Genomic DNA, 25,377 nt, shown 5'->3' with positions numbered 1-25,377 from the left:
CCGTTGGTTGCAAATTTCGCAAGGGATAGCGTGCCGCGTGCGGATTGGTCAAACGATGTCGGTGTCGGCCAAGGGCCTGATGCGCCGCGGTCTACGGCAAATACAACGCGCAGGTCGCGAAACCACACGCCGGTGACAACGCTGGCGACAACGCTGACCCCCGATTGAGTGCGCATCCCGGTCACGGTCGGCCTTGTCCCGAGACGAGGCAGGGTCGGTCGCGACCGGCGCACAGGACATTTCGATCACCAAGCCAGTTTTCAACCGGGCAGGCCGGGCGGCGCACCCCATGCGCCGCCCGGTCGCCCGGCTTTTGCATCGACGAAGCTGCCCCGATTACCAGGGCACCGTCACCCATACTCACAAGGGTCCGCAGCGCATGGCGCACCCCGGACGCCGCGTACCGCGCCGCCCGCGCGATCAGGCGTCCGGTTCTCGGGCATGGCGCAGGGCAAGGCCGTCGCGCAGGATCTCGGACGAGCCGTCCACCAGCCCCGAGATCTTCGCGCCCATCGTGTGACGGCCGAACGGATAGCTGGCACTCAACCCCTCGGCCCCCATCAGCTGGCCGAGGACGGGGATGTGCCGCTCGGCCATCCGGGTGGCAAAAACCTTGGCGCGGGCGGCCTCGTGCCGTGCCTCCTGCCCGGCGTCGATCCGCGCCTCGGCGTGGCGGACCAGCGCGCGGGCGGCGGCAAGATCGATATCGGCATCGGCCAGCGACCAGCGCCAGCCCTGGTGGTCGACCAGCTTGCGGCCGAAGGTCTCGCGCCGCCGTCCGTAGGCGCCCGCGATCTTCAGCGCAGCATCGACCATGCCGCAGCACATCGCCGCGACATAGGTGCGCGCGCCATTGATGTCGTTGAGCGCGTACTTGAACGCCTGCCCGGGGGGCTGCACCATCTCGTCCGCCGCGGCGCGGTAGCCGTGCAGTTCGAAGCCACCCACGCCGATGGAATGCTGCCCGGTCAGGGCGAAGGCCTCGCGCCGGTCGAAGCCCTCGCGCTGGCCGTCGACCAGGAAGGCGGCGATGCCCGCGCCGCGGCTGCCGGGATCGGTCTGGGCATAGGCCAGGATCACGTCCGAGGCGGCGGCGTTGATGATCCAGGCCTTGCCACCGTTCAGCACCCAGCCGTCGCCGTCGCGGCGCGCCGTGGTGGTGATGGCGCCGAAATCGGTGCCCGCCCCCGGTTCGGTCAGCGCGGTGCTGGCCAGCCGGGCGCCGGTCAGCAGGTCGGGCAGGTAGCGGTCCGCCAGGTGCGGCGCATCGCGGACCAGCTTGTGCCCGATGTTCATCGTGTTCACGAGAGATAGCGCAAAGCCGAAGTCGGCCCCGGCGAGAATCTCTGTCAGCCGCGACTTGACCGAGAAGGGCAGCCCGAGCCCCCCGCGCTCCTCAGGCAGTTGCAGCCCGAACCAGCCGAGTACGGCGGCCTCTCGCAGGGTGGCGATGTCGAACTGGTCGGCGCGGTCCCAGTCGATGGCGCGCGGCGCGACGACGCGGTCGGCAAAGTCCTGCGCCTGCCGAAGGAGGGCCTCGGCGCGCGGATCGGGGTGGGCTGCGGGGTCTTGCGTGGTCACGGCCGTCGTCCTTCTGCCGGTGTCGGTACAGCGAGCCTAGGCAGCGACGCCACGGGCGGCAAAGCGGGGCGCGGATTTTATACGGATGCGGATGGCACCTGCGCCCGGGCCACGTTCAGGAAGGCCGTCACCAGCGCCCCGTTGCGCCGTTCCCGCAGGCAGATCAGCGCCTCTTCCATCACGAGGTCGGCCCGGTCTGCGATGGGGATGAGGACGAGGCGCGGATCGGATCCGAACTCCGCGACCGAGACGACGCCGACACCGGTGCCCGAGGCCACGATCTCGCGCACAGCCTCGCGGCCCTCGGCGATGATCGCGGGCGTCAGGGCGACCCCGGCCGCCGCGGCGGCGGTCTCGAGCTTAAGCCGGGTCTTGGACCCGCGTTCGCGCATCACCAGCGGCTGGTCGGCAAGCTCGGCCAGGGTCAGCGCGGGGCGCTCGGCCAGCGGGTGCCCGCGGGCGACAAAGGCCGAGATCGGCGTGGCGTTCAGCGGCACCTTCACGAAGTCGCGGCTGTCGGGCACCGCGCCGAGCACCCCGATATCTGCCTCGAAGGCATACAACCGGTCGATCACCTCCTGGCTGTTGCCGGCGCTGATCTCGATCGCGACACCGGGATAGCGGGCGCGGAACCGGGCGAGGATGGCGATCACGTGCAGCGTGCTGTCGGCCACGATCCTGAGCGTCCCGGCACGGAGCGTCCGGCTTTCCGACAGAAGGTCGCGGGCCTGCTCCTCGGCGTCGAACATCCGCCGCGTGATGTCGAAGAGGCGCACGCCTTCGGGGGTGAGGCTCACCTGTTTCTTGAGGCGATTGAAGAGGAGGATGTCGTACTCCTCTTCGAGCTTGCGGACCTGGTCCGAGATCGCAGGCTGGGTGAGGTGCAGTTCCTCGGCTGCACGCGAGAATCCACCGCATGTCGCGACGTGGTGAAAGGCGCGGAGCTGGACGTAACGCATGGCGGCGCATCATAAGCAGGATCGTTCAATTCATCTGTTTTAACGATTTTACATATGAGCCTGTCAATGGAAGAACCGCGGCAGGTCCCGCGCACGATCCCATGGAGGTTCCCGTGTCCCGCAGCCAGATCGCACTGCCCGCGCCCGGGATGGGCGAACCCTACCTTCTGACCCCCGGACCGCTGACGACGGCCCTGAGCACCAAGCAGGCGATGCTGAAGGACAGGGGATCGTGGGACGGGGATTTCCGCGCGATGACGAAATCGGTCTGCGACCAGCTGCTGGCGCTCGTCGGCGACACCTCGGGCGCATTTGCCTGCGTCCCGATGCAGGGCTCGGGCAGCTTCGCCGTCGAGGCGATGCTGGGCACCTTCGTGCCGCGCGACGGCAAGGTTCTGGTGCTGGCGAACGGCGCCTACGGCCTGCGCGCGGCCGAGACGATGCGGTATCTTGGCCGGGCCTATACGCTGATCGACAAGGGCGACTACATGCCCCCGCGCGGCGACGAGGTGGGCGCGGCGCTCGACGCCGATCCGGCGATCACCCATGTCATCGCGATCCATTGCGAGACCTCGTCGGGCATCCTGAACCCGGTCGCCGAGATCTCCGAAGCGGTCTATGCGCGCGGTCGCAAGCTGTTGATCGACAGCATGAGCGCCTTCGGCGCGCTCGACCTGAACGTGAACGCGATCCGCTATGAGGCGATGGTGTCCTCGGCCAACAAGTGCATCGAGGGCGTGCCGGGCTTCGGCTTTGTCATCGCGCGCAAGACGGAACTCGAGGCCGCCAAGGGCAACAGCCATTCCCTCGCGCTCGACCTGCACGCCCAGTGGGCCACGATGCAGAAGACCGGCCAGTGGCGCTACACCCCGCCGACCCACGTGGTCGCGGCGTTCCTCGAGGCTCTGCGCCTGCATGCGGAAGAGGGCGGGGTGGCCGCACGCGGCGCCCGCTATGCCCGGAACCGCGACGTGATGGTTGAAGGGATGCGCGGCCTGGGCTTCGAGACGCTGCTCAAGGATCGCTGGCTGTCGCCGATCATCGTCACCTTCTTCTGCCCCGCACATGCGAACTTCGACTTTGATCGCTTCTACGAGGCGATGAAGGCCAAGGGCTTCATCATCTACCCCGGCAAGCTGACCGTCGTGGACAGCTTCCGCATCGGCTGCATCGGCCAGATCGACGAACATGTGATGCGCCGCGTCGTGGCCGCCGCCGGTGAGGCGCTGGCCGAGATGGGCGTCGACAACGCCGCGCCGCCCGCCGCCGCCATCGCCGAGCGCGCCAAGCTCGCCGCCTGAAACCGACCTGATGCCCCCGAAAGGACCCGCCATGAAAGACACCCACCACGCCGCTGTCACCGTCAACGATCGCAGCTATCCCTGGCCCAAGGTCACGGCCATCGCGATCTGCCTCGACGGCTGCGAACCGGCCTACCTGGATGCCGCCATTGACGCGGGACTGATGCCGACGCTGAAGTGGATCCGCGACACCGGCACCGACCGGCTGGCGCATTCGGTGATCCCGTCCTTCACCAATCCCAACAACCTCTCCATCGCCACCGGTCGCCCGCCGGTCGTGCACGGCATCTGCGGCAATTACCTTTACGAGCCCGAGACCGGCGAGGAAGTGATGATGAACGACGTCCGCTTCCTGCGCGCGCCAACCATCTTCTCGGCCTTCTACGAGGCGGGCGCGCGGGTGGCCGTGGTCACGGCGAAGGACAAGCTGCGGGCGCTGCTGGGGGCGGGGCTGAAGTTCGACGAGGACCGCGCGAAGTGCTTCTCGGCCGAGAAATCTGCGACGTCCACGGCGGCTGAACACGGGCAGGAGAACGCGAGTGCCTGGCTCGGCATGCCTCAGCCCGAGGTCTATTCCGCCGACCTGTCGGAATTCGTCTTTGCTGCCGGTGTGAAGTTGCTGACCGAATGGCAGCCCGACGTGATGTACCTGACGACCACCGACTACGTGCAGCACAAGTATGCGCCCGAGCAGCCCGAGGCGCAGGACTTCTACCGCATGTTCGACACTTACCTGACCCAGCTTGACGCGCTCGGTGCCGCCATCGTGGTGACGGCCGACCACGGGATGAAGCCCAAGCACAACGCCGACGGCTCGCCCAAGGTCGTCTATGTGCAGGACCTGCTGGACGAGTGGCTGGGCGACGCGGCGGCGCGGGTGATCCTGCCGATCACCGACCCCTATGTGGTGCATCACGGCGCGCTCGGCTCCTTCGCCACCGCCTACCTGCCCGAAGGCGCCGACCGCGCCGACATCATCGCGCGGCTTTCGGCCGTGGACGGGATCATGGTCGTGGTCGACAAGGAAGAGGCGATCCGGCGGTTCGAACTGCCGGGCGACCGGATCGGCGACATCGTCATGATCTCGACCGAGAACATGACCATCGGCACCTCTGAACACCGCCATGACCTCGCCGCCCTGAATGAGCCGCTGCGGAGCCATGGCGGCCTGACCGAGCAGGAGGTCCCCTTCATCGTCAACCGCGTGATGCCTGACCTGCCGAACGAGCCGGTGCTGCGCAACTTCGATGCCTTCCACTACGCCTGCGTCGCGGCGGCCCTGTGATGGACAAGCGCGTGACGAGGGCCCCCATCGAGATGCGGCACGAGGCGATGCGCATCGCTGGCCGCAAGGTCGACACGGTGGACCGGGTGCCGGTCCACTACCCCTACACCGGCGAGGTGATCGGCACGGTCCCCGCAGGGACGGCGGAGCATGTGAAAGAGGCCTTTGCCATCGCGAAGGCCCATACCCCCACGCTCACCCGTTACGAGCGCCAGCAGATCCTGCTGAACACGGCCAACATCATCCGCGACCGCAAGGCCGAACTCGCGCCGATCATCACCGCCGAACTGGGCATCTCGCTCTCTGACGCGCTCTATGAATGCGGCCGCGCCTATGACGTCTACACGCTCGCCGGCCAGCTCTGCATCCAGGACGACGGGCAGGTCTTCTCCTGCGACCTGACCCCGCACGGCAAGGCGCGCAAGATCTTCACCACCCGCGAGCCGCTGAACGCGATCTCGGCCATCACGCCGTTCAACCACCCGCTGAACATGGTGAGCCACAAGATCGCGCCGGCCATCGCGACCAACAATTGCGTGGTGCTGAAGCCCACCGAACTGACGCCACTCACGGCGCTCTGGCTGGCGGATGCGCTTTACGAGGCGGGTCTGCCAGCCGAAATGCTGTCGGTTGTCACCGGCTGGCCGCAGGACATCGGCGACGAGATGATCACCAACCCCGATTTCGACCTGATCACCTTCACCGGCGGCGTGCCGGTCGGCAAGATGATCGCGGCCAAGGCGGTCTACAAGCGGCAGGTGCTGGAACTCGGCGGGAACGATCCGCTGATCATCTGCAACGACCTCTCCGACGCGGACCTCGCGAAGGCCGCGGACCTTGCGGTGGCGGGGGCCACCAAGAACTCCGGCCAGCGCTGCACCGCCGTCAAACGCATCCTCTGCCAGGAGAGCGTTGCCGACCGCTTTGTCCCGCTGGTCCTGGAGCGTGCGAAGGCGTTGCGACACGGCGACCCGATGGACCCGCAGACCGAGCTGGGCACAGTGGTGAGCGAGAAGGCGGCGGCGCTCTTCGAGGAGCGGGTGATGATGGCCGAGGCGCAGGGCGCGAAGATCCTCTACCACCCCGGCCGTCGCGGCGCGCTGCTGCCGCCCATCGTGGTAGATCACGTCGCGCACGAGAGCGAGCTGGTGATGGAGGAGACCTTCGGCCCCGTCATCCCCATCGTCCGCGTGCCCGACAACGACGATCAGACCATCGCGATCTCGAACTCCACCGCTTTCGGCCTCTCCTCGGGCGTCTGCACTAACGATTTCCGCCGGATGCAGCACTTCATCCGCGACCTGCAGGTCGGGACCGTGAACATCTGGGAGGTGCCGGGCTACCGGATCGAGATGTCGCCCTTCGGCGGCATCAAGGACAGCGGCAACGGCACCAAGGAAGGCGTGATCGAGGCGATGAAGAGCTTCACCAACGTCAAGACCTTCTCGCTGCCCTGGGCCTGAGGATGGCGCGGGGCCTGAGCCACACCGAGGGGGAATCCAACACCTCCGCCGCCCGCCGCGACTGGTCCGTCGGGCAGGACGATCCCGCCACCCGCGACCTGCTGGCGCGCGATGCCGACGCCTTCCTGCACCAGTCCCTGTCGAGCCCCTGCGTCTCGACCATCGCGAAGGCCGAGGGCATCTGGATCGAGGACACCGCCGGGCGGCGGTACATGGATTTCCACGGCAACTCCGTCCACCACATCGGCTATGGCCACCCGCGGCTCGTCGCGGCGATCAAGGCGCAGCTGGACGATCTGAGTTTCGCCCCGCGGCGCTTCACCAACGCGGTCTCGGTCGAACTGGCCGAGGAACTGGGCCGGATCGTCCCCGGCGATCTGTCGAAGGTGCTCTTCACGACCGGCGGATCCGACGCCAACGAGGTCGCTCTCAAGATCGCGCGGGCCGCGACGGGGCGCTTCAAGACCGTCAGCTTCTGGGACAGCTTTCACGGCGCGGGCTTTGGCGCGGCCAGCGTCGGCGGGGAGGAGACGTTCCGCAGCCACATCGCCGGGCCGCTCCTGCCGGGGGCCGAGCATGTCGCACCCTTCAACTGCTACCGCTGCCCTTACAACCACGCGGGGCCCGAGACATGCGGCCTCGCCTGCGCGCAGATGGTCGACTACGTACTGGGACGCGAGGGTGACGTTGCCGCCGTGATTGCCGAGCCGATGCGCGCGGTGCCCGTCGTGCCGCCGCCGGGCTTCTGGAAGGCAGTGCGCGAGGCGTGCCACCGGCGCGGCGCGTTGCTGATCATGGACGAGATCCCGACCGGCCTCGGCAAGACCGGGCGCATGTTCGCCTTTGAACATGACGAGATCGTCCCGGACATCGTGACCATGGGCAAGGCATTGGGCGGGGGCATCCTGCCGATCGCCGCCATGGTCGCGCGCCGCGACCTCGACGTCTGCGGTGACTTTGCCATCGGGCACTACACGCACGAGAAGAACCCGGTCACCGCCCGCGCGGCGCTGACCACGCTGGCGATCCTGCGCGAGGAGGGGCTGGTGGAGCGGGCGGCGGAGCTGGGGGCGCATGCTCTCGACCGTCTGGCACCGCTCGCGGACCGGTCGCCCCATGTCGGCGATTTCCGGGGCAGGGGGCTGATGTTCGGGATCGAGATCGTCGAGGACCGCGAGAGCCGGACACCGGCGCCAGACCGGGCCGAACGCATCTACTACCGCTGCCTGGCCGCTGGTCTGAGCTTCAAGATCAGCGCGGGGTGTGTCCTGACGCTGTCGCCTCCGCTGGTGATCGACCGCGCCGACCTCGACCGGGCGCTGTCGATCGTCGAAGAGGCGATCCTGGCCGAGGGCGGCTGACCCGTCAGGCCGCCGCGCCCTTGCTGCCGAGTGCCGAGAGGTACGCGATTATCTCGTCCTCGGACACCACGTCGGCGTATTTCGCGTTCATGTCGAACAGGTTCGCCTCGTGCGGTTCGCTGTGCCGATCGCCGCAGGCCTCGGCCACCACCACCGTCGTGAACCCGTGCGACATGGAATCGACACAACTTGCCCGCACGCAGCCCGAGGTGGTGAGGCCGGTCAGGATCACGCTGTCATGCCCCGCCGCCGTCAGGGTCGAGGCGAGCGAGGTGCCGAAGAACGCCGACGGATACTGCTTGGAGACGATCAGCTCATCCGCGCGCGGCACAAGTCCCTCGGCGAAGGCCGCCGTGCTTTCGCCCTGCATGAAGGCCTTGAGCGGCAAAGCCTTTTCGAAGAACCGGCCGCCGTCGATGCCGCCAAGCCCCTTCTGATAGGTCACCTCGGTCAGGATCACCGGGACGCCTGCCGCGTGGGCCGCCGCGCGGATGCGCAGGGCCGAGGCCAGCGCCGTCCGCACGCCGTCGCCTGCATAGAGCACGCAGTCGGGGTCGAAGTAGGCCTGGGCGAAGTCGATCATCACCAGGGCCGGGCGTTTGCCGTACCCGGCGCGGTTGCTGTAGGCCTCGCTGTAGTTCGCCTTGAGATCGTCGGTCATCGCGCTGTCCCCCTGGTCAGAATTGGGCGTATTTCTTTTCGAATTCCCAGACGTCCGGGAAGCCAAGCAGCTTGTTGAACCGGCCGAAATCGTAAAGGTCGATGGCGCCGGTGGTCTCGCCATGCGCGCGCAGATCGGCGTAGGCGGCCTCGAGCGCGGCCCCCATCGACAGGAAACCGACCGCCGGGTGGATCGCGATGGCGTAGCCGAGCGCCCGCAGCCGGTCGGCGGGCAGGAGCGGCGTGCGTCCGCCGTTCACCATGTTGGCCAGAAGCGGCGCGTCGATCTCGTCGCAGATGCGCTTCATCTCGTCCTCGCTTTCGGGGCTCTCGACAAAGATGACATCGGCGCCCGCCGCGGCAAAGGCCTTGCCGCGGGCAATCGCCTCGTCCAGTCCCAGCCCGGTGCGGCTGTCGGTGCGGGCGATGATCAGGAAATCGTCGCTGCGCCGGCTGTCCACGGCCACCTCGATCTTCTGCAGCATGTCCGGCAACGGCACGACCCGGCGGTTCGGGGTGTGGCCGCATTTCTTGGGAAATTCCTGGTCCTCGAGCTGGATCGCGCTGACGCCGGCCTGTTCATAGCCGCGCACGGTGTGGGCCACGTTCAAGAGCCCGCCATAGCCGGTATCGGCATCCGCGATCACGGGCGTGGTGGTGCGGTCGCAGATCAGGCCGATCCGGTCGATCATGTCCGAATAGGTGGCCAGCCCCGCATCCGGGAGCCCGAGGGCCGAGGCCACGGTGCCGTACCCGGTGACGTAGAGCGCCGGAAAGCCCGCCCGGTCGGCGATCAGGGCCGAGATCAGTTCGAACACCCCGGGGGCGAGGAGGAGGTCGCCGGAGCTCAGCGCCTTGCGCAGGGCGGGGTCGGGCATCGTCGGGTCCTTTCGGGGTCGTGGCCGGGGATCGGGGCAACGCGCCCGATGTCGATGCAGAAGTGGCAGCGGGCCCGGTATTTGTCCATACCAATTTCCCGGAATTGCCCCTTCGGGTGGGCGAAAGGCCGGTATCCGGCAGGGATGACTGGACTTTTGGGCAGCCGCGCGCGATGGCGGCAGGACGCGCCACCGACCGGGACACCGCGATGAAGAAGACCGCCGCCGCAAAAGGGGATGCCGACGCCCCGCGCTACATCCGCATCCAGCGGGTGCTGGAAGAGCGGATCACCTCGGGCCGCTACCCCGTCGGAACCCTGATGCCGACCGAGGTCGAGCTGGCGGCCGAATTCGACACCAGCCGCTTCACCGTGCGCGGCGCCCTGCGCAACCTGACCGAGGCCGGCTTTGTCGCGCGGCGGCAGGGGATGGGCACGCGGGTTGTGTCGGTCGATCCGCAGCCGGGCTATCACCAGTCCTTCGAGTCGCTGCAGGAGCTGTTCCAGATCGCCGTCGACACCCACATGGTGATCCTGGACGAGGAACCCGTGGTGCTCGATGCCGAACTGGCGCGGGCCATCGGCGGCGAGGGCGGGCCGGTGAAGCCCGGCGAGCGCTGGATCCGGATCGAGGGCATTCGCTGGACGGCACCGGGCGGGCGGCCGATCTGCTACATCCAGAGCTACGTGCCCGAGCGCTTCGCCGCCCTGATCCCCGAATTCGCCAGCCACAACGGCCCGTTCTTCGACGTGCTCGAGACCCGGTCCGGCGAAACCATCGTCGAGGCGCAGCAGGACATCCGGGCGCTGCAGATGCCCCCGCGGCTGGCCCGCGCCATCGGGCTGCAGGACGGGGCATGGTCCCTGCAGCTGCTGCGGCGCTACATCACCGCGCAGGGGGTGCTCATCGCATCGTGCAACTGGCATCCGGCAGAGCAGATGACCTATCGCACCCGCGTGCGCCGGCGGCAGAAGGACTGACCCCGGCAGCCGGACCGCCCCGCGCGGGGAAGCCCGCCGAAAGCGATCTGGCCCCTTGAAGCGCCTGAAAGTTCCGTGCGTTATGCTGGGACGGCGCGCGCGGCGCGGGACGCACCGCGCCACGCCGCCCAGCCACGATTGCCGTCCGGCCCCGCGCCGGGCGCCGCCCGGAGCAGATCGATAGAACCCAAGAGCAATACCTTCGCGCCGTTCGGCAACGTGACGTTCCGGCGGCTGTGGCTGGCCTCGCAGACCTCGAACCTCGGCGGGCTGGTGCAGATGGTCGGGGCGGGCTGGCTGATGACCTCGCTCGCCGGAAGCAGCGCGATGGTGGCGCTGGTGCAGGCGTCGAACACGTTGCCGATCATGGTCTTCTCGCTGATCGCGGGGGCGCTGGCCGACAGCTTCGACCGCCGTCGCATCCTGCTGAGCGCGCAGATCTTCATGTTCGCGGTGTCGTTGGCGCTCGCGGCGTTCGCCTATCTCGACCTGCTCGGGGCCTGGGGGCTTCTCGGCTTCACCTTTGCCATCGGCTGCGGCATGGCGCTGTACAACCCGTCGTGGCAGGCCAGCATGGGCGATATCGTCACCCGGCGGGACCTGTCGGCGGCGGTGACGCTGAACGCCATGGGGTTCAACCTGATGCGGTCGGTCGGCCCGGCCTTCGGCGGGGTGCTGGTGGCCTTTGCAGGGGCGGCGGCGGCCTTTGTCTTCAACGCGCTGACCTACATCCCGATCATCGCGGCGCTCTGGCTCTGGAAATCGCCGCCGCGTGACGAAAGCCTCCCGCGCGAGGGGCTGGGGCAGGCGCTTGGCGCCGGGCTGCGCTACATGTCGATGTCGCCCCACCTGCTGCGGGTGCTGGCGCGCAGCTTCATGTTCGGTTTCGCCGCGTCCTCGGCGATGGCGCTGCTGCCGCTGGTGGCGCGCGACGTGCTGCAGGGGACGGCGCTGACCTATGGCCTCCTGCTGGGCTTCTTCGGGCTGGGGGCGATCGGCGGGGTGCTGGCCAACAGCCGCCTGCGCGAACGGTTCACCAACGAACGCATCATCGTCGCGGGTTTCCTGGGCTTCGCGCTCGGGGTGCTGATCCTGGCCCTTGGCCGCCACATTGCGGTCAGCGCCGTGGGCCTGCTGATCGCGGGCGCCTGCTGGGTGCTGTCGCTGTCGCTCTTCAACGTCTCGGTCCAGATGTCGACGCCCCGCTGGGTCGTCGGGCGGGCACTGTCGTTCTACCAGACGGCCACTTTCGGGGGCATGGCGCTTGGCGCGTGGAACTGGGGCCTGCTGGCCGACCACCAGTCGGTGACCGTGGCGCTGCTGGCGGCCAGCGGCCTCCTCGTCGTGGGGGCTCTGGCCGGGCGGTGGTTCGGGCTCGAGGAGTTCGCGGAACTCGACCTCGATCCGCTCAACACCTTCACCGAGCCGGAACTGCGGCTGGACCTTCAGGCGCGGTCCGGGCCGATCGTGGTGATGATCGATTACATCATCGACGAGGCCGACACCGACGCCTTCCTTGCCGCCATCCACCGGCGGCGACGGGTGCGGATCCGGGACGGGGCGCGGAACTGGTCGTTGCTGCGCGACCTGCAGAACCCCGACCTCTGGAGCGAGCGGTTCCACGTCGCGACCTGGAACGACTACCTGCGGCACAACGCGCGACGGACAAAATCCGACCTCGAGGGGTGGGAGGTGCTGCAGGCGCTGCACAAGGGGCCGGACCGGCCGCGCGTCCACCGGTGGATCGAACGACAGGCGGTGCCGCTGCACGAGGACCTCGCCCTCAAGCCGCAGCCGGCCGAGGTGCCTCACCACTGAGCGGGCAGAGTTGACCGGCGCGCGCCGAGGTTCCAGTCTGTCCCTGACCGGCGCGGGGAGAGCAGTGATGACAGAGGCCGACATCCGGGCCGACGAGGCCCCGTCGAAACCGCCGCATCCGCAGATGCAGTGGATCCCCGGCGGCACCTTCGACATGGGCTCTGACGACCACTACCCCGAAGAGGCGCCGGTGCACCCGGTCGCCGTCGATGGATTCTGGATGGACCGCTGTGCGGTGACCAACGCGCAGTTCGGCCTTTTCGTGAAGCGCACCGGATACGTCACCGTGGCCGAACGCGCGCCGGACCCGGCCGATTTCCCGGATGCCCCGCCCGAGAACCTGGTGCCCGGGTCCCTGGTATTCCAGCCGACCGCCGGGCCCGTGGACCTGACCCGGATCGAGACCTGGTGGCGCTGGACCCTCGGTGCCTGCTGGCACCGGCCCGAGGGGCCGGGCAGCCACGTCCGCAAGCGCGCGCGGCACCCGGTGGTGCACATCGCGCACGAGGATGCGCAGGCCTATGCAAACTGGGCCGGAAAGGCGCTGCCGACCGAGGCGGAGTGGGAACGCGCGGCGCGCGGCGGGCTGGAGCGGAAGGAGTATGCCTGGGGCGACCAGCACATGCCCGGCGGCAAGCCGCGGGCCAACACCTGGCAGGGAGAGTTTCCCTGGCAGAACCTGCTCACCGACGGGTACGAGGGCACGGCGCCGGTGGGGTCCTTCCCGCCGAATGGCTACGGGTTGCGCGACATGGCGGGCAACGTCTGGGAATGGACCGACGACTGGTGGAGCGCGGTGCATGACGGCCCCGCCGACAAGCCCTGCTGCATCCCGCAGAACCCGCGCGGCGGCGGGCGCGAGGCCAGCCTCGACCCGGCAGCGCCAGACTGGCGGATCCCGCGCAAGGTGGTGAAGGGCGGGTCCTATCTCTGCGCGCCGAACTACTGCCTGCGCTACCGCCCGGCGGCGCGGCGCCCGCAGATGATCGACACGGGCACCACGCATATCGGATTTCGCTGCATCGTCCGGCCCTGAGGCGCGGCCGGCATTGTCCCGCCACGCCGCAGGGTCAGGCCATCAGTGCCCCGCGCCGCTGCCGGCAGTCTCGAGTTGTCGCATCACCGCGTCGAGGTTGAAGGCGGCGGGCTTCTGTCGGGGCGGATATGCGACGAAGTGCTCGATCTGATCGGCCACCAGGCCCTGCATCCCGTAGATCAGGTAGGCGTGGTCGAGATACCAATCCCAATAGGTGTTGGAGTTTTCGTCCGCCCGTTCGAACGGGTCCCGCCGCAGGTTGAAGAGCTTGGGGATCCGCAGCGCGACGAAGGGTTCGCCCCAGCACATCAGCTGCTTGGCGCGTTGCTCCATCAGCACCGCCTTCCAGTCGTTGTGCCGGATCGCCAGCACGTCGCCGTCGTCGCTGAAGTAGAACATCGTGTCGCGCGGACCTTCGTCGACCTCGCCCGAGAGGTAGGGGACCAGGTCGAAGCCGTCGATATGGACCTTGTAGGTCATCTTGCCGACCTTGTGCCCCTTCATGAGCTTCTCGGGCACGTCGCCCGCGCCCGCCGCCGACAGAAGGGTTGGCAGGATGTCCTGGTGGCAGGCGATGTCGTTCAGCACCGTGCCCGGCTTGATCTTTTCGGGCCAGCGCATGAAGCACGGGACCCGCCAGGCGCCTTCCCAGTTGGTGTTCTTCTCGGACCGGAAGGGCGTGATCGCGGCATCGGGCCAGGTGTTGAAGTGCGGCCCGTTGTCGGTCGAATACATGGTGATCGTGTTGTCCGTGATCCCCAGTTCGTCGAGCTTGTCGAGCAGCACGCCCACGGTCTCGTCATGGGCCACCATCATGTCGTTGTAGAAGCCCTGGCCGCTCTTGCCCTTGTGCTTTTCGGGCCGGTGGGTGCGGAAGTGCATCCCCGTCGTGTTGAACCAGACGAAGAACGGCTGGTCGTTCTTGTGCGCGTCCTCGATGAAGCGCAGCGCCTCGGCCAGGAACTCCTCGTCCACTGTTTCCATCCGCTTCTTGGTCAGCGGACCGGTGTCCTCGATCTTCTGGCCGCCCTTGCCGTCGGCCCAGGTGTGCAGCACGCCCCGCGGGCCATAGCGTTCCTTGAACCAGTCGGCCTTGGGGTAATCCTCGTTCTCGGGCTCCTCCTCGGCGTTGAGGTGGTAGAGGTTGCCGAAGAACTCGTCGAAGCCGTGCATGGTCGGCAGGAATTCGTCCTTGTCGCCAAGGTGGTTCTTGCCGAACTGGCCGGTGGCATAACCTTCGGCCTTCAGCAGGGTGGCAATGGTCGGGTCCTCTTTCTGAAGGCCGATGTCGGCGCCGGGCATGCCGACCTTGGTCAGCCCGGTGCGGATCGGGTTCTGCCCGGTGATAAAGGCGGCGCGACCGGCGGTGCAGCTCTGCTGGCCATAGTAGTCCGTGAAGGCCGCGCCCTCGTTCGCGACCCGGTCGATGTTGGGGGTGCGGTATCCCATCTGGCCCCGGTTGAAGTAACTGAGGTTCCAGGTGCCGATATCGTCGCCCCAGATGATCAGCATGTTCGGTTTTTTCGCCATGTCATCCACCATCCATTTTGTGAAAATGCAGTGTCGTCTGCCGGCAGCGTTTACCATTACGTAAGGTAAATCAACTGACGGCTGTGAGCCGGCGAAAAGTTCAGGGAATGGTTACGTACGGCGTCGGATGGGGTGCGCTGGCGGGTCAGGTGCCGGGCCAGACCTGCGTCCAGTCCTGCGCCATGTCGACAAGGAGCCAGCCGCGCTGTGGCGCCGCGTCACGGGCACGGTCCAGCGCGCCCAGGGGCACGTCGCGGTCATAGGCGTATTCCCGCGCGGCGTCGGTGTGATGGACCAGCAGCCCGAGCCGGCGACCGGGGGCCGAGGTGACGTAGTCGAGCATCTCGAAATCACCGTCCGAATTGCCGGCGGCCAGGATCGGCATGCGGCCGATCTGCCGGTCGATGCCGACGGGCTTGCCCGGGCCGTCATCGAAGAAATCGACACCCGGCAGCTTGTGGATCCGGGCAGGCCGTCGATCCGGCGCAGTTCGGTCGGGCCCGCGCTGCCGATCACCTGCTCGGGCGGGATGCCGTAGGTCGCACCGGCAAAGGCGCGCACGAAGTGCACGCCCCCGCCGGTCACGATCCAGACTCGGAAGTCATGCGCCCGCAGCAGGTCCATCAGTTCGAGCATCGGGGCAAAGACCATCCGGTCGTAGGGCAGGCCGGTGTCGGGGTGCCGGGCCGAGGACAGCCAGGCCCGCACGTCGGCCTGGAACGCCTCGACCGTCATGCCGGCGTGGGAATGGGCCAGCACCGCCAGCAGACCGTCCAGCCCCCCGGACAGTGCACCGGTCCAGTCGCCCGCGATCACCGCCTGCATCACCGGGCCGTCAAGGATGGCCGGGTCGGCCGCGGCCTTCTCGACCAGCCGATCGCGGGCGTAGAGCAGCTGGAAATAGGTCGGGCGCTCGCTCCAGAGCGTGCCGTCGTTGTCGAAGACCGCGATGCGATCCGCGGGCGGCACGAAGTCCGGACCGTCGGGACGGGTGACCGCCGTGACGAATTCGGTGATTGCCGTCCTGGTGGCGCCGTCGCGCCACGCGGCGAGGGGCTGTGGCGTGGCCATGCGATTCCCTGTCCCGTTGCCGCGCGATCATGGCACGGCGTGCCCGCCCGGGGGAGCCTTTGACCGCGTTCAGCTGCCGGTGATCAGGCGGACCTGGCGCATGATGTCAGCGTGGCAGTCGTCGGGCGACTTCTCGTCGAAGATGACGCCGCGCAGGCCCCAGGTGAAGATCGCGAAGATCGCCGCCGCCGCGTCGGCGGTGTCGCCCCGCAGGCTGAATTCGCCGGACGTCACGCCCTGGTCGAGGATCTCGGCAATGACGCGGGTGAAGCGGGCGCGGTCGACTGCATTCTCAGCCTCGTTCTGCGGGGTCCAGACCCAGGAATACCCCTCCATCACCGCCAGCATGCGCGGTTCGCTCCCGTCGACGCGCGCCCAAGACTGCAGCAGCTTGGACAGCCGCTGGTCGGCCGGCCCGGCCTCGTCCCGGATCGAGATGCTGTCGTCGTACTGCGGCGCGTTGTTGGCCTTGACGATCTCGTAGAGCAGGCCGGGCTTGCCGCCGAAGTAGGCGTTGATCATCGAATGCGTGACGCCCGCTTCCTGCGCGATCTCGGTCACCGGCACGTCGTCGTAGCCGTGTTTCCAGAACAGCCGGCGGGCCGCCTCGATCAGCTTGGCGCGGGTGTGTTCGCGTTGTTCGTCCTTCGCGGTCTTGCGGCGGCCGCGGCGCGGTGTGATGTCCATGAGGGCGAGTATCGGCCGGTCGCCGAGAACGTCAATGACATTTTCATTGAAAATTTCATCGACAATGTTGACAACAAGGTTTGCAATCCCCAGATACCCTGTGTCGGTGAAGGGGCACCGGCAGGCAAGGTAGAGAGTTTCAGGTTTCAGAGTGGCTCCGCTGCCCCTTTGCCGGCACAGAGTTTCGTAACAAGTACCTGTTTTACCTTGCAGACCTGGCGCGTTGTGCCGGGTCTGCCTGCGTTTTGATGGCGCGAACGTGAAACCATTTCAGATCTTGAGCGTCTATCCTAAGCTGCTATGCAGTTTTGTCGCGGTTGGGGGAGTTGTGCGCGGCGGTTCTGCAAGGCAGATGCCGAGCCTATAAGAGACGCGAATTGAAGGACGGATGGACAGACTGACGGAAATGGAAGCCTTTGTCGCGGTTGTCGACATGGCGGGCTTCACCGAGGCGGCAAGAAGCCTCGGGCTTTCCAAATCCACGGTTTCCAAGCAGGTTGCCGCGCTGGAGAGCAGACTTGGCACGCGGTTGCTGAACCGCACCACGCGGCGCGTCGGGCCGACCGAGATCGGGCTGGCCTACTACGAACGCGCGCTGCGGGTGGTGCAGGACGCCCGCGAGGCAGACGCGCTGGCGACCTCGATGCAATCGGCGCCGGCGGGGGTGCTGCGGATCAGCGTGCCGTCGGATTTCGGGGTCACACACCTGGCCCCGGTCATCGGCAATTTCGTCGACCAGTTCCCCAGCATCACGGTCAACATGGTCCTGACCAACCGCTATGTCGAAATGGTCTCGGAAGGGTTCGACATGGCGATCCGGATCGGCGACCTAAATTCCTCGAGCCTGATCGCGCGCAAGCTGGCGACCACCCGGCGGCGGCTGGTGGCGAGCCCCGGCTACCTGCGGGCCGAGGGGCGGCCCGAACGGATCGAGGATCTCAAGGATCACCGCCTGCTGGCCTTTTCCGACACCGCGTCGGACAACGTCTGGGCACTCACCTCTCCGACCGGAGAGGACCGGCAGGTCCGCGCCGCCGGTCGTTTCGTCGTGAACGACTCACGTTCCCTGCTGGCGGCCGCGATCTCTGGGCTGGGGATCGCCTACCTGCCCGATTTCATCCACGACGAGGCGCTGGCCGAGGGGCAGGTAGAGCTCGTGTTGCCTGACCTTCCCGCGCGGATCGAAACGGTGCACGCGGTCTATCCGCCGGGTCGCAAACCCGAACCCAAGGTGCGCGCCTTCATCGACTTTCTCGTCGACACCTTTGCCGAGGCCCGCAGCAACGCGGCCTGACGGCGGCTGGGGGCCGCCCGCATGGCCGTGATAACCTTGCCTTATAAATTCGATTTGAAAATGCAACTTTTGGCTATGGCCGGGGTTTGCTACCTCTTCCCGCGACAGCGGGAGGATTCGGTGTCATGATCGTTTGACGGATGGCCTGCTAGGGCTGTCGTCACACTCTGGGGGCGAACCGCGCCGCCCGGAAGCGGTCGTGACCCGCTCCGCCCCCTCGCCAGTTTTTTTGCAAGCAGTCAGACGACGGAGATTCCCATGGACGGAAACGATACCCAAACCGGCGGCAAATGCCCCGTCATGCACGGTGGCAACACCGCCCTTGGCTCAACCGTCACCGGCTGGTGGCCGAACGCGCTCAACTTCGACATACTGCACCAGCACGACAGCAAGTCGAACCCGCTCGGGGCCGATTTCGACTACCGCGAAGAGCTTGAGAAGCTGGATGTCGAGGCGCTCAAGCAGGACCTCCGCCAGCTGATGACCGACACCCAGGAATGGTGGCCGGCCGACTGGGGTTCCTACGTCGGCATGTTCGCGCGGGTCGCATGGCACGCCGCGGGTTCCTACCGCTTGGCCGACGGCCGCGGTGGCGGCGGCACCGGCAACCAGCGCTTCGCGCCGCTGAACTCCTGGCCGGACAACGTCAACACCGACAAGGGCCGCCGCCTGCTGTGGCCGATCAAGAAGAAGTACGGCAACAAGATCTCCTGGGCCGACCTGATGATCCTGTCGGGCACCATCGCCTACGAGGTCGCGGGCCTGAAGACCTTTGGCTTCGCCTTCGGCCGCGAGGACATCTGGGCGCCCGAGAAAGACACCTACTGGGGCGAGGAAAAGGAGTGGCTGGCGCCCTCCGACAGCCGCTACGACGACATCACCCGCCCGGATACGATGCACAACCCGCTGTCCGCCGTGCAGATGGGCCTGATCTACGTGAACCCCGAAGGGGTGAACGGCCAGCCCGACCCGCTGAAGACCGCCGCCCAGGTGCGCGAGACCTTCAAGCGCATGGCGATGAACGACGAAGAGACCGCGGCCCTGACCGCCGGTGGCCACACCATCGGCAAGTCGCACGGCAACGGCTCCGCCGCCAACCTGTCGCCCGACCCGGAAGAGGCCGACCTGGAGTACCAGGGCATCGGCTGGATGAACACGAAGGGCCGCGGCATCGGCCGTGACACCGTCGTTTCCGGCATCGAGGGCGCCTGGACCACCAACCCGACCAAGTGGGACATGGGCTGGTTCGACATGCTCTTCGGCCACGAGTGGGAACTGACCAAGTCGCCCGCCGGCGCCTGGCAGTGGAAGCCGGTCGACATCAAGGAAGAGGACATGTCGCCGGACGTCGAGGATCCCTCGATCAAGACCATGCCGATGATGACCGACGCCGACATGGCGATGAAGGTCGATCCGATCTACAACGAGATCTGCCAGAAGTTCATGGCCGACCCGGCGTATTTCTCGGACACCTTCGCCCGCGCCTGGTTCAAGCTGACTCACCGGGACATGGGGCCGAAGGCACGCTACTGGGGGCCGGACGTCCCGCAGGAAGACCTGATCTGGCAGGACCCGGTGCCGCAGGGCCCGACCGGCTATGATGTCGACGCGCTGAAATCCGCGATCGCTGCCTCGGGCCTCGACCTGGCCGAGATGGTGTCGACGGCCTGGGACAGCGCCCGGACCTATCGCGGCTCGGACATGCGCGGCGGCACCAACGGCGCCCGCATCCGCCTGGCCCCGCAGAAGGACTGGGCCGGCAACGAGCCCGAGCGCCTGGCCAAGGTGCTTTCCGTGCTCGAGCCGCTGGCGGCCTCGGCCGGGGCCTCGGTCGCGGACACCATCGTGCTGGCCGGCAATGTCGGCGTCGAACAGGCGGCCAAGGCCGCGGGCTTTGACGTCACCGTGCCGTTCACCCCGGGCCGCGGCGACGCGACCGACGCGATGACCGACGCCGAGAGCTTCGAGCCGCTCGAACCGCTCGCCGACGGCTTCCGCAACTGGGAGAAGGAGCAGTACGTCGTCGCCCCTGAAGAGATGCTGCTCGATCGGGCGCAACTCATGGGGCTGACCGCACCCGAGATGACCGTCCTGATGGGCGGCATGCGGATGATGGGCACCAACCACGGCGGCACGGCGCATGGCGTCTTCACCGACACCGTGGGCGCGCTGACGAACGACTTCTTCGTCAACCTGACCGACATGGGCAACAGCTGGGTGCCGGTGGCGGACAAGATGACCTACGAGATCCGCGACCGGGTGTCGGGCGCGACCAAGTGGACCGCGACGCGCGTCGACCTGGTGTTCGGCTCGAACTCGATCCTGCGGGCCTATGCCGAGGTCTATGCCCAGGACGACAACAAGGCGAAGTTCGTCAAGGACTTCGTCGCCGCCTGGACCAAGGTGATGAACGCGAACCGGTTCGACATCGCCTGATGCCCAGTGCATCCCTGCCGGCGGCCTGATCCGCCGGCTGCGGGCCCGTCCGATTCATCGGGCGGGCCTTTCTCGTTCCGGATTGCACCCGGCCCGCGGTTTCGCCAGAGTCCGTCCCATCCGGCAAGCAACGGGAAAGACACGCCTCTTGAGCATTCACAGCGCCCAGACTGGTCCGATGCCCGGCGCGCTGGTGCACCTTGGGCTGCCCAAGACCGGGTCGACCAGCATCCAGTCCTTCCTGGCGGCGAACCGCGCCGCGGTGCGGGCGCAGGGCTTGGCCTACGAGCCGCTGGGGCGCAGCTTCAACCATGCCGAGCTGCTCGTGGTGACGCGCCATCGCATGGGGCTGATGGTTGACGACCCCGTGCTGCGCGACCGCTTCGGCATCCGCTTGCGCAACCGCGACGACCAGGCCGCCGTCGTCGCCCGGACCGAGGCACGACTGCGCGGGATCATCGCCGGGGCAGGCGGTGCGCGGGTGCTGCTGTCGTGCGAGATGCTGGGCTGGCCCTACCGGGCGCCCGCCTTCGCCCGCGCCTTCCATGACTGGCTGTCGGAGTTCTTCGGCGAGGTGCGGTATGTCGCCTACCTGCGCGCGCAGGACCGCTGGATGGAAAGCGAGTACTTCCAGCGCCTGAAGCACGGGCAGTCGCACACGGTCGCAGAGTTCCTGGCCAAACTCGATCCACCGAACTACCTGCGGCTGGCCCGGAACTGGGCCGCGGTGGCCGGGCCCGACGCGCTGCAGCTTCGCCTGCTGGAACCGGATGCGCTCAAGGAGCGCGATATCGTCACCGATTTCTGCGCGGCCGCCGGCCTCGATCCGACCGGGCTGTCGCGGCCCGGGGCGGTGAATGCCCGCGCGTCGATGCGGCAGGTCGCGGCGCTGCGCCGGGTCAACGCGGCGCTCGGGCCGATGCTGTCGGGCAGCGGGCCGGGGCGGACGGTGCTGCGGGGGCTGGGCGAGGGGACATTGAGACTGGTGCCCGCCGACACCCGCCGGATGGAATTTCCCCCGGCGCGCGGGACCGGATCGCCGCGCAGGTGGCCGACAGCAACGAGGCGCTGCGCCGGGCGTGGTTCCCGGATCGTGCGCGCCTGTTCCCCGGCCTAGACGCGGGCTGAGGCGCCCGCGCTCAGCAGCAGCGTCGCCACCGTCTGCCCGATCCGCCGCGACATCGCCGCGGGCGTGTCCTTGGGCGCCTCGGACCTGAGCCAGCCGATCACCAGCCACATCACACCGCCCGCCAGGACCTGCATCAGGTCCTCGGCCGCCTCGGGGTCGGCCCGGCGCAGGGCGGCAAAGGCATCGGCCACCATCTTGGCCGTCAGCAGCCGGATGATTCCCTCGAAGAACTCCACGCTGCCCGCGTGGTCCAGCACGTTGAGGTAGAACGCCCGGTTTTCCTCCAGGTGGTCGAGCGCCGCGCAGACGTGGCTCGCGACATGGGCGGAAAGCTGCGCGCCGTCGGTCGCCGTCGCCTCGGGCGCTGCGTTCTCGGGGATCGCACGGTCGAGGTTCGCCAGCGCTACCCGCTGGGCCAGATCCTGTATCCCGTTGCAATGCTGGTAGAAAGTGGGCCGGGTGACCTGCGCCTCCTGCACCAGCCGGGTGATCGTCAGCTCGTTCAGCGGTGTCTCGCGCGCCAGCCGCATCATCGCCTCGGCCAGGGCCGCGCTGCTGCGTTCGGAGCGCGGATCCGGGGACCGCGACGCATTTTGCGCACTCGACACTTGAAACGGCTCCTTCATCGCTACTATTTTACAGATGTAAGATAAGTCGGCAAGCAACTCACCTGCGCCCCAACATGGACCCTCGAACATGTCTGACCAAGTCAAAGTCCCCCAGCCGCCGCTCAAGCCGGTGATCGGCAACCTGGCCGAGATCGACAAGGCGATCCCGGTGCAGAGCTTCATGCGCCTCGCCCGCGAATACGGGCCGATCTACAAGATGCAGATCATCGACCGCGAGATGTACGTGGTGTCCTCCCAGGCGCTGGTGGACGAGCTGTCGGACGAAAGCCGCTTTTCGAAACGGGTGCACCAGCCGCTGCAGGAAATCCGCGCCTTCGCCAAGGACGGCCTCTTCACCGCCTACAACAGCGAACCGAACTGGGCCCGCGCGCACCGCATCCTGATGCCGGCCTTCGGCCCGATCGGGGTGCGCGACATGTTCCCCAAGATGCTCGACATCGCCGAGCAGATGTTCACCCGCTGGGAACGCTTCGGCGCGGACAGCGTGATCGACGTACCGGACAGCATGACGCGGCTGACGCTCGACACCATCGCGCTCTGCGCCTTCGACTACCGGTTCAACAGCTTCTATTCCGACCAGATGCACCCCTTCGTGGGGGCGATGGTGGGGGCGCTGGACGAATCCGGCAAGCGCGCGCGCCGGCCCAAGACGATGACCCGTCTCATGCTGTCGACCGCACGGCGCTACGATGCCGACATCGCGCTGATGCAGACGGTCGCGGGCGACCTGATCGCCGAACGTCGCGCCGATCCGAACGCCGCCGACAAGGACGACCTGCTGACGCGCATGCTGCTCGGCCGCGACCCCGAGACGGGGGAGGGGCTGGATGACGAGAACATCATGCACCAGATGATCACCTTCCTGATCGCCGGGCACGAGACGACGAGCGGCCTGCTGTCCTTTGCCACCTACCTCCTGCTGAAGAACCCCGAGGTGCTCGAGAAGGCCCGCGCCCATCTCGACGCGGTCCTGGGCGATGCCGTGCCGCGGATCGAACACCTCGGCCAGCTCGACTACATCGAACAGATCCTGATGGAGAGCCTGCGCCTCTGGCCGACCGCGCCCGCCTTTGCGCTGAAGCCGCACGAGGACACGGTGATCGGCGGCAAGTACCCGGTCAAGACGACGGACACGGTGATGGTGCTGGTGCCCGAGCTGCACCGCGACCCCAATGTCTGGGACACGCCCGAGGCCTTCCGCCCCGAACGCTTCGCGCCCGAGGCCGCCGCCGCCCTGCCGCCGAACGCCTGGAAGCCCTTCGGCACCGGCGCCCGCGCCTGCATCGGCCGCCCCTTCGCCATGCAAGAGGCGCAGCTGGTCCTCGCCATGATGCTGCAGCGCTTCGACCTGTCGCTGGACGATCCGGACTACGAGCTGAAGGTGCACGAGACCCTGACGCTCAAGCCCGAAAACCTCCGCATCCGGGCCCGCACCCGCCGCAGCGGCGACAGCCTGCGTCGCGACGGTTCGGTCGCGCGTCCCGCGGCGCGGGCGGCGCGGCGGGTCGAGCCCGCGGCGGATGCCACGCCGCTGCTGGTGCTCTACGGGTCCAACACCGGCTCGGCCGAAGGATTTGCCAACCGCATCGCCGACGCGGCGCCGCTGCACGGGTTCAACCCGACCGTCGCGACGATGGACGCGGCGGCGGGTGAATTGCCGACCGAAGGCGCGGTGGTGATCCTCACCGCTTCCTACGAAGGGCAGCCGCCCGACAACGCCCGCCGGTTCGTCCCCTTCGCCGAGGGGCTGGAGCCCGGCGCGCTCGACGGTCTGCCTTTCGCCGTCTTCGGATGTGGCAACCGCCAATGGGCGCGGACCTACCAGGCGATCCCGAAACGGATGGACGCCGCCATGGCGGCCGCCGGTGCCACGCGCCTCGTCGACAGGGGCGAGGGCGATTCCGCTGGCGACTTCTTCGGTGCCTTCGACGACTGGATCGCGACTCTCTGGCCCGCGCTGGCCGAGGCGTTCGGCAAGACGCCGGTCGCGGAAGAGCAGGGTGGCCTGACGGTCGATTTCGTGTCCGAGCGGCGCGAAAGCACCCTGCGGATCGGCGACCTGCAGCTGGGCACCGTGGTCGAGAACCGCGAACTGGTCGACATGGCCGCACCGAACGCAAGATCCAAGCGCCATATCGAATTCGCGCTGCCCCGGGGCATGACCTACCGCGCGGGCGACTACCTCGCGGTGCTGGCCAGTAACCCCGACGCGCTGGTTGACCGGGCGCTGCGGCGCTTCGGCCTGACCGCCGACCAGATGGTGGTCCTGACCCACGAGGGCGGCGGCGCCACGCTGCCGACGGACCGCCCGATCGCGGTCGGCGACCTGCTGGCGCATTACGTTGAGCTCGCCCAGCCCGCATCCCGCGCGCAGGTCGCGGCCCTGGCAGAGGCCACCCGATGCCCGCCGGAACAGCAGGCGCTGACCGCGCTGGCGGGGGACGGCTACGAGGCAAAGGTGCTCGACAAGCGGATGAGCGTCCTCGACCTCCTCCAGCTGCACGAAAGCTGCACGCTCGATTTCGCGGCCTTCCTCGGGATGCTGCCGCCGATGCGGGCGCGGCAATATTCGATCTCGTCCTCGCCGCTGTGGAAGCCCGACCATGCCACGCTGACAATCGCCGTGGTGGACGCGCCAGCAGCCTCGGGCGTGGGGCAGTTCCGGGGCGTCGCCTCGACCTACCTCGCCGGTCTTGAACCGGGCGACAGGGTGGCCGTGGCGGTGCGCCCCAGCAACGACCGGTTCCACCCGGTGGCGGACCCTGCGGTGCCGATGGTGATGATCTGCGCAGGCTCCGGCCTTGCCCCGTTCCGCGGCTTCCTGCAGGAACGCGCGGCGCAGAAGGCGGCCGGTCAGGATGTCGCGCCCTCGCTCCTCTTCTTCGGGACCAACCACCCCGAGGTCGATTACCTCTACCGCGACGAGCTGGCGGCGTGGCAGGCCGAGGGCGTCGTGGATGTCCTGCCGGTCTTCACCGACCAGCCCGAGGACGAGATGACCTTTGTCCAGCACCGGCTCTGGGCCGAACGGGCCCGGGTGAAGGGGATCTTTGCCCAGGGCGGCACCGTCTTCACCTGCGGCGACGGCAAGTACATGGCCCCCGCCGTGCGCGAGACGCTGCTGCGGATCTACCAGGAGGAAACCGGCGCGGACGACGCGAAGGCCGCCGCATGGGGCGACCGGGCCGAGCACGACGAAGGCCGCTACGTGGCCGACGTCTTCGCTTAGGGCGGGCACTCCGCCACCGCTCAGCCACGCGCTAGGGTGGGGTGAAACCC

The 25,377-nt window shown here is 67.9% G+C and carries 19 protein-coding genes; 11 read left to right on the top strand and 8 right to left on the bottom strand.

The window, feature by feature from the left end:
* Positions 1-420 precede the first annotated feature (420 nt).
* Together ACE2AC_RS08745 and ACE2AC_RS08740 are read right to left on the bottom strand one after the other, a co-directional pair.
* Entirely contained in the window at positions 421-1,581 is a 1,161-nt protein-coding gene (locus ACE2AC_RS08745; RefSeq protein ID WP_375691709.1) for an acyl-CoA dehydrogenase family protein, read from the bottom strand.
* Positions 1,582-1,658: 77 nt separating this feature from the next.
* Positions 1,659-2,540: a LysR substrate-binding domain-containing protein gene (locus ACE2AC_RS08740; RefSeq protein ID WP_375691708.1), complete on the bottom strand. Its 882-nt coding sequence runs from the start codon at positions 2,538-2,540 to the stop codon at positions 1,659-1,661.
* A gap of 101 nt (positions 2,541-2,641) precedes the next feature.
* Between ACE2AC_RS08740 and ACE2AC_RS08735 the strand changes: the two genes are divergently transcribed.
* The 4 genes from ACE2AC_RS08735 to ACE2AC_RS08720 are packed head-to-tail and all read left to right on the top strand — an operon-like array spanning position 2,642 to position 7,950.
* Complete coding sequence (locus tag ACE2AC_RS08735; protein ID WP_375691707.1) at positions 2,642-3,841, top strand: 2-aminoethylphosphonate--pyruvate transaminase; 1,200 nt, start codon at positions 2,642-2,644, stop codon at positions 3,839-3,841.
* A gap of 31 nt (positions 3,842-3,872) precedes the next feature.
* Positions 3,873-5,126 carry a phosphonoacetate hydrolase gene (phnA, locus tag ACE2AC_RS08730; RefSeq protein ID WP_375691706.1) on the top strand — a complete coding sequence of 418 codons (1,254 nt, stop codon included), beginning with the start codon at positions 3,873-3,875 and terminating at the stop codon, positions 5,124-5,126.
* 11 nt (positions 5,127-5,137) lie between these two features.
* Positions 5,138-6,589, top strand: a complete 1,452-nt coding sequence (gene phnY / locus ACE2AC_RS08725; protein WP_375691705.1) for a phosphonoacetaldehyde dehydrogenase — start codon at positions 5,138-5,140, stop codon at positions 6,587-6,589.
* A gap of 2 nt (positions 6,590-6,591) precedes the next feature.
* Positions 6,592-7,950, top strand: a complete 1,359-nt coding sequence (locus tag ACE2AC_RS08720) for an aspartate aminotransferase family protein (protein WP_375691704.1) — start codon at positions 6,592-6,594, stop codon at positions 7,948-7,950.
* A 4-nt stretch (positions 7,951-7,954) separates the two neighbouring features.
* On the opposite strand, the gene ACE2AC_RS08715 is transcribed toward ACE2AC_RS08720, so the two are convergent.
* Together ACE2AC_RS08715 and ACE2AC_RS08710 are read right to left on the bottom strand one after the other, a co-directional pair.
* Positions 7,955-8,611 (bottom strand): isochorismatase family protein, encoded by a 657-nt coding sequence (locus ACE2AC_RS08715; protein ID WP_375691703.1) that lies wholly within the window; start codon positions 8,609-8,611, stop codon positions 7,955-7,957.
* A gap of 16 nt (positions 8,612-8,627) precedes the next feature.
* Positions 8,628-9,488 carry an oxaloacetate decarboxylase gene (locus ACE2AC_RS08710; RefSeq protein WP_375691702.1) on the bottom strand — a complete coding sequence of 287 codons (861 nt, stop codon included), beginning with the start codon at positions 9,486-9,488 and terminating at the stop codon, positions 8,628-8,630.
* 173 nt (positions 9,489-9,661) lie between these two features.
* On the opposite strand from ACE2AC_RS08710, the gene ACE2AC_RS08705 reads away from it, so the two are divergent.
* The 3 genes from ACE2AC_RS08705 (at position 9,662) to ACE2AC_RS08695 (ending at position 13,322) form a co-directional block, all read left to right on the top strand.
* Positions 9,662-10,468 (top strand): GntR family transcriptional regulator, encoded by an 807-nt coding sequence (locus ACE2AC_RS08705; RefSeq protein WP_375691701.1) that lies wholly within the window; start codon positions 9,662-9,664, stop codon positions 10,466-10,468.
* 219 nt (positions 10,469-10,687) lie between these two features.
* Positions 10,688-12,286: an MFS transporter gene (locus tag ACE2AC_RS08700; protein ID WP_375691700.1), complete on the top strand. Its 1,599-nt coding sequence runs from the start codon at positions 10,688-10,690 to the stop codon at positions 12,284-12,286.
* A gap of 67 nt (positions 12,287-12,353) precedes the next feature.
* Positions 12,354-13,322, top strand: coding sequence for a formylglycine-generating enzyme family protein (locus ACE2AC_RS08695; RefSeq protein ID WP_375691699.1), 969 nt, complete (start codon positions 12,354-12,356; stop codon positions 13,320-13,322).
* Positions 13,323-13,364: 42 nt separating this feature from the next.
* Here ACE2AC_RS08695 and ACE2AC_RS08690 read toward each other — a convergent pair whose 3' ends face one another.
* The 3 genes from ACE2AC_RS08690 to ACE2AC_RS08680 form a co-directional block, all read right to left on the bottom strand.
* Positions 13,365-14,852 carry an arylsulfatase gene (locus ACE2AC_RS08690; RefSeq protein WP_375691698.1) on the bottom strand — a complete coding sequence of 496 codons (1,488 nt, stop codon included), beginning with the start codon at positions 14,850-14,852 and terminating at the stop codon, positions 13,365-13,367.
* Between the two features lie 111 nt (positions 14,853-14,963).
* On the bottom strand, positions 14,964-15,923 hold the full coding sequence (locus ACE2AC_RS08685; protein WP_375691697.1) for an HAD family hydrolase: 960 nt from the start codon (positions 15,921-15,923) through the stop codon (positions 14,964-14,966).
* A 69-nt stretch (positions 15,924-15,992) separates the two neighbouring features.
* The gene (locus ACE2AC_RS08680; protein WP_375691696.1) at positions 15,993-16,610 is read right to left on the bottom strand and encodes a TetR/AcrR family transcriptional regulator; all 618 of its coding nucleotides are present in this window, start codon (positions 16,608-16,610) and stop codon (positions 15,993-15,995) included.
* Positions 16,611-16,998: 388 nt separating this feature from the next.
* Between ACE2AC_RS08680 and ACE2AC_RS08675 the strand changes: the two genes are divergently transcribed.
* The 3 genes from ACE2AC_RS08675 to ACE2AC_RS08665 all read left to right on the top strand — a co-directional run bounded on the left by ACE2AC_RS08675 (position 16,999) and on the right by ACE2AC_RS08665 (position 21,457).
* Positions 16,999-17,904, top strand: a complete 906-nt coding sequence (locus ACE2AC_RS08675) for a LysR family transcriptional regulator (RefSeq protein WP_375691695.1) — start codon at positions 16,999-17,001, stop codon at positions 17,902-17,904.
* A 258-nt stretch (positions 17,905-18,162) separates the two neighbouring features.
* Positions 18,163-20,340, top strand: coding sequence for a catalase/peroxidase HPI (gene katG / locus ACE2AC_RS08670; RefSeq protein WP_375691694.1), 2,178 nt, complete (start codon positions 18,163-18,165; stop codon positions 20,338-20,340).
* Between the two features lie 148 nt (positions 20,341-20,488).
* Positions 20,489-21,457: a hypothetical protein gene (locus ACE2AC_RS08665; RefSeq protein WP_375691693.1), complete on the top strand. Its 969-nt coding sequence runs from the start codon at positions 20,489-20,491 to the stop codon at positions 21,455-21,457.
* Here the strand turns inward: ACE2AC_RS08665 and ACE2AC_RS08660 are convergent.
* Positions 21,454-22,077: a TetR/AcrR family transcriptional regulator gene (locus tag ACE2AC_RS08660; RefSeq protein WP_375691692.1), complete on the bottom strand. Its 624-nt coding sequence runs from the start codon at positions 22,075-22,077 to the stop codon at positions 21,454-21,456. The two genes, ACE2AC_RS08665 and ACE2AC_RS08660, sit on opposite strands and share 4 nt — an antisense overlap.
* 88 nt (positions 22,078-22,165) lie before the next feature.
* Between ACE2AC_RS08660 and ACE2AC_RS08655 the strand changes: the two genes are divergently transcribed.
* The gene (locus ACE2AC_RS08655; protein ID WP_375691691.1) at positions 22,166-25,327 is read left to right on the top strand and encodes a bifunctional cytochrome P450/NADPH--P450 reductase; all 3,162 of its coding nucleotides are present in this window, start codon (positions 22,166-22,168) and stop codon (positions 25,325-25,327) included.
* The last annotated feature ends 50 nt before the right edge of the window (positions 25,328-25,377 follow it).

Source organism: Pseudooceanicola sp. LIPI14-2-Ac024, from assembly GCF_042188925.1.
Classification (GTDB): domain Bacteria; phylum Pseudomonadota; class Alphaproteobacteria; order Rhodobacterales; family Rhodobacteraceae; genus Pseudooceanicola.
This window is presented reverse-complemented; position numbering and strand designations above follow the sequence as displayed.

Excerpts from the sequence above, each read along its gene's own strand:
- ACE2AC_RS08740 (WP_375691708.1), bottom strand. The coding sequence starts at position 2,540 with ATGCGTTACGTCCAGCTCCGCGCCTTTCACCACGTCGCGACATGCGGT.
- ACE2AC_RS08735 (WP_375691707.1), top strand. The coding sequence starts at position 2,642 with ATGGAGGTTCCCGTGTCCCGCAGCCAGATCGCACTGCCCGCGCCCGGG.
- phnA (WP_375691706.1), top strand. The coding sequence starts at position 3,873 with ATGAAAGACACCCACCACGCCGCTGTCACCGTCAACGATCGCAGCTAT.
- ACE2AC_RS08720 (WP_375691704.1), top strand. The coding sequence starts at position 6,592 with ATGGCGCGGGGCCTGAGCCACACCGAGGGGGAATCCAACACCTCCGCC.
- ACE2AC_RS08715 (WP_375691703.1), bottom strand. The coding sequence starts at position 8,611 with ATGACCGACGATCTCAAGGCGAACTACAGCGAGGCCTACAGCAACCGC.
- ACE2AC_RS08710 (WP_375691702.1), bottom strand. The coding sequence starts at position 9,488 with ATGCCCGACCCCGCCCTGCGCAAGGCGCTGAGCTCCGGCGACCTCCTC.
- ACE2AC_RS08705 (WP_375691701.1), top strand. The coding sequence starts at position 9,662 with ATGGCGGCAGGACGCGCCACCGACCGGGACACCGCGATGAAGAAGACC.
- ACE2AC_RS08695 (WP_375691699.1), top strand. The coding sequence starts at position 12,354 with ATGACAGAGGCCGACATCCGGGCCGACGAGGCCCCGTCGAAACCGCCG.
- ACE2AC_RS08690 (WP_375691698.1), bottom strand. The coding sequence starts at position 14,852 with ATGGCGAAAAAACCGAACATGCTGATCATCTGGGGCGACGATATCGGC.
- ACE2AC_RS08685 (WP_375691697.1), bottom strand. The coding sequence starts at position 15,923 with ATGGCCACGCCACAGCCCCTCGCCGCGTGGCGCGACGGCGCCACCAGG.
- ACE2AC_RS08680 (WP_375691696.1), bottom strand. The coding sequence starts at position 16,610 with ATGGACATCACACCGCGCCGCGGCCGCCGCAAGACCGCGAAGGACGAA.
- ACE2AC_RS08675 (WP_375691695.1), top strand. The coding sequence starts at position 16,999 with ATGGACAGACTGACGGAAATGGAAGCCTTTGTCGCGGTTGTCGACATG.
- katG (WP_375691694.1), top strand. The coding sequence starts at position 18,163 with ATGGACGGAAACGATACCCAAACCGGCGGCAAATGCCCCGTCATGCAC.
- ACE2AC_RS08655 (WP_375691691.1), top strand. The coding sequence starts at position 22,166 with ATGTCTGACCAAGTCAAAGTCCCCCAGCCGCCGCTCAAGCCGGTGATC.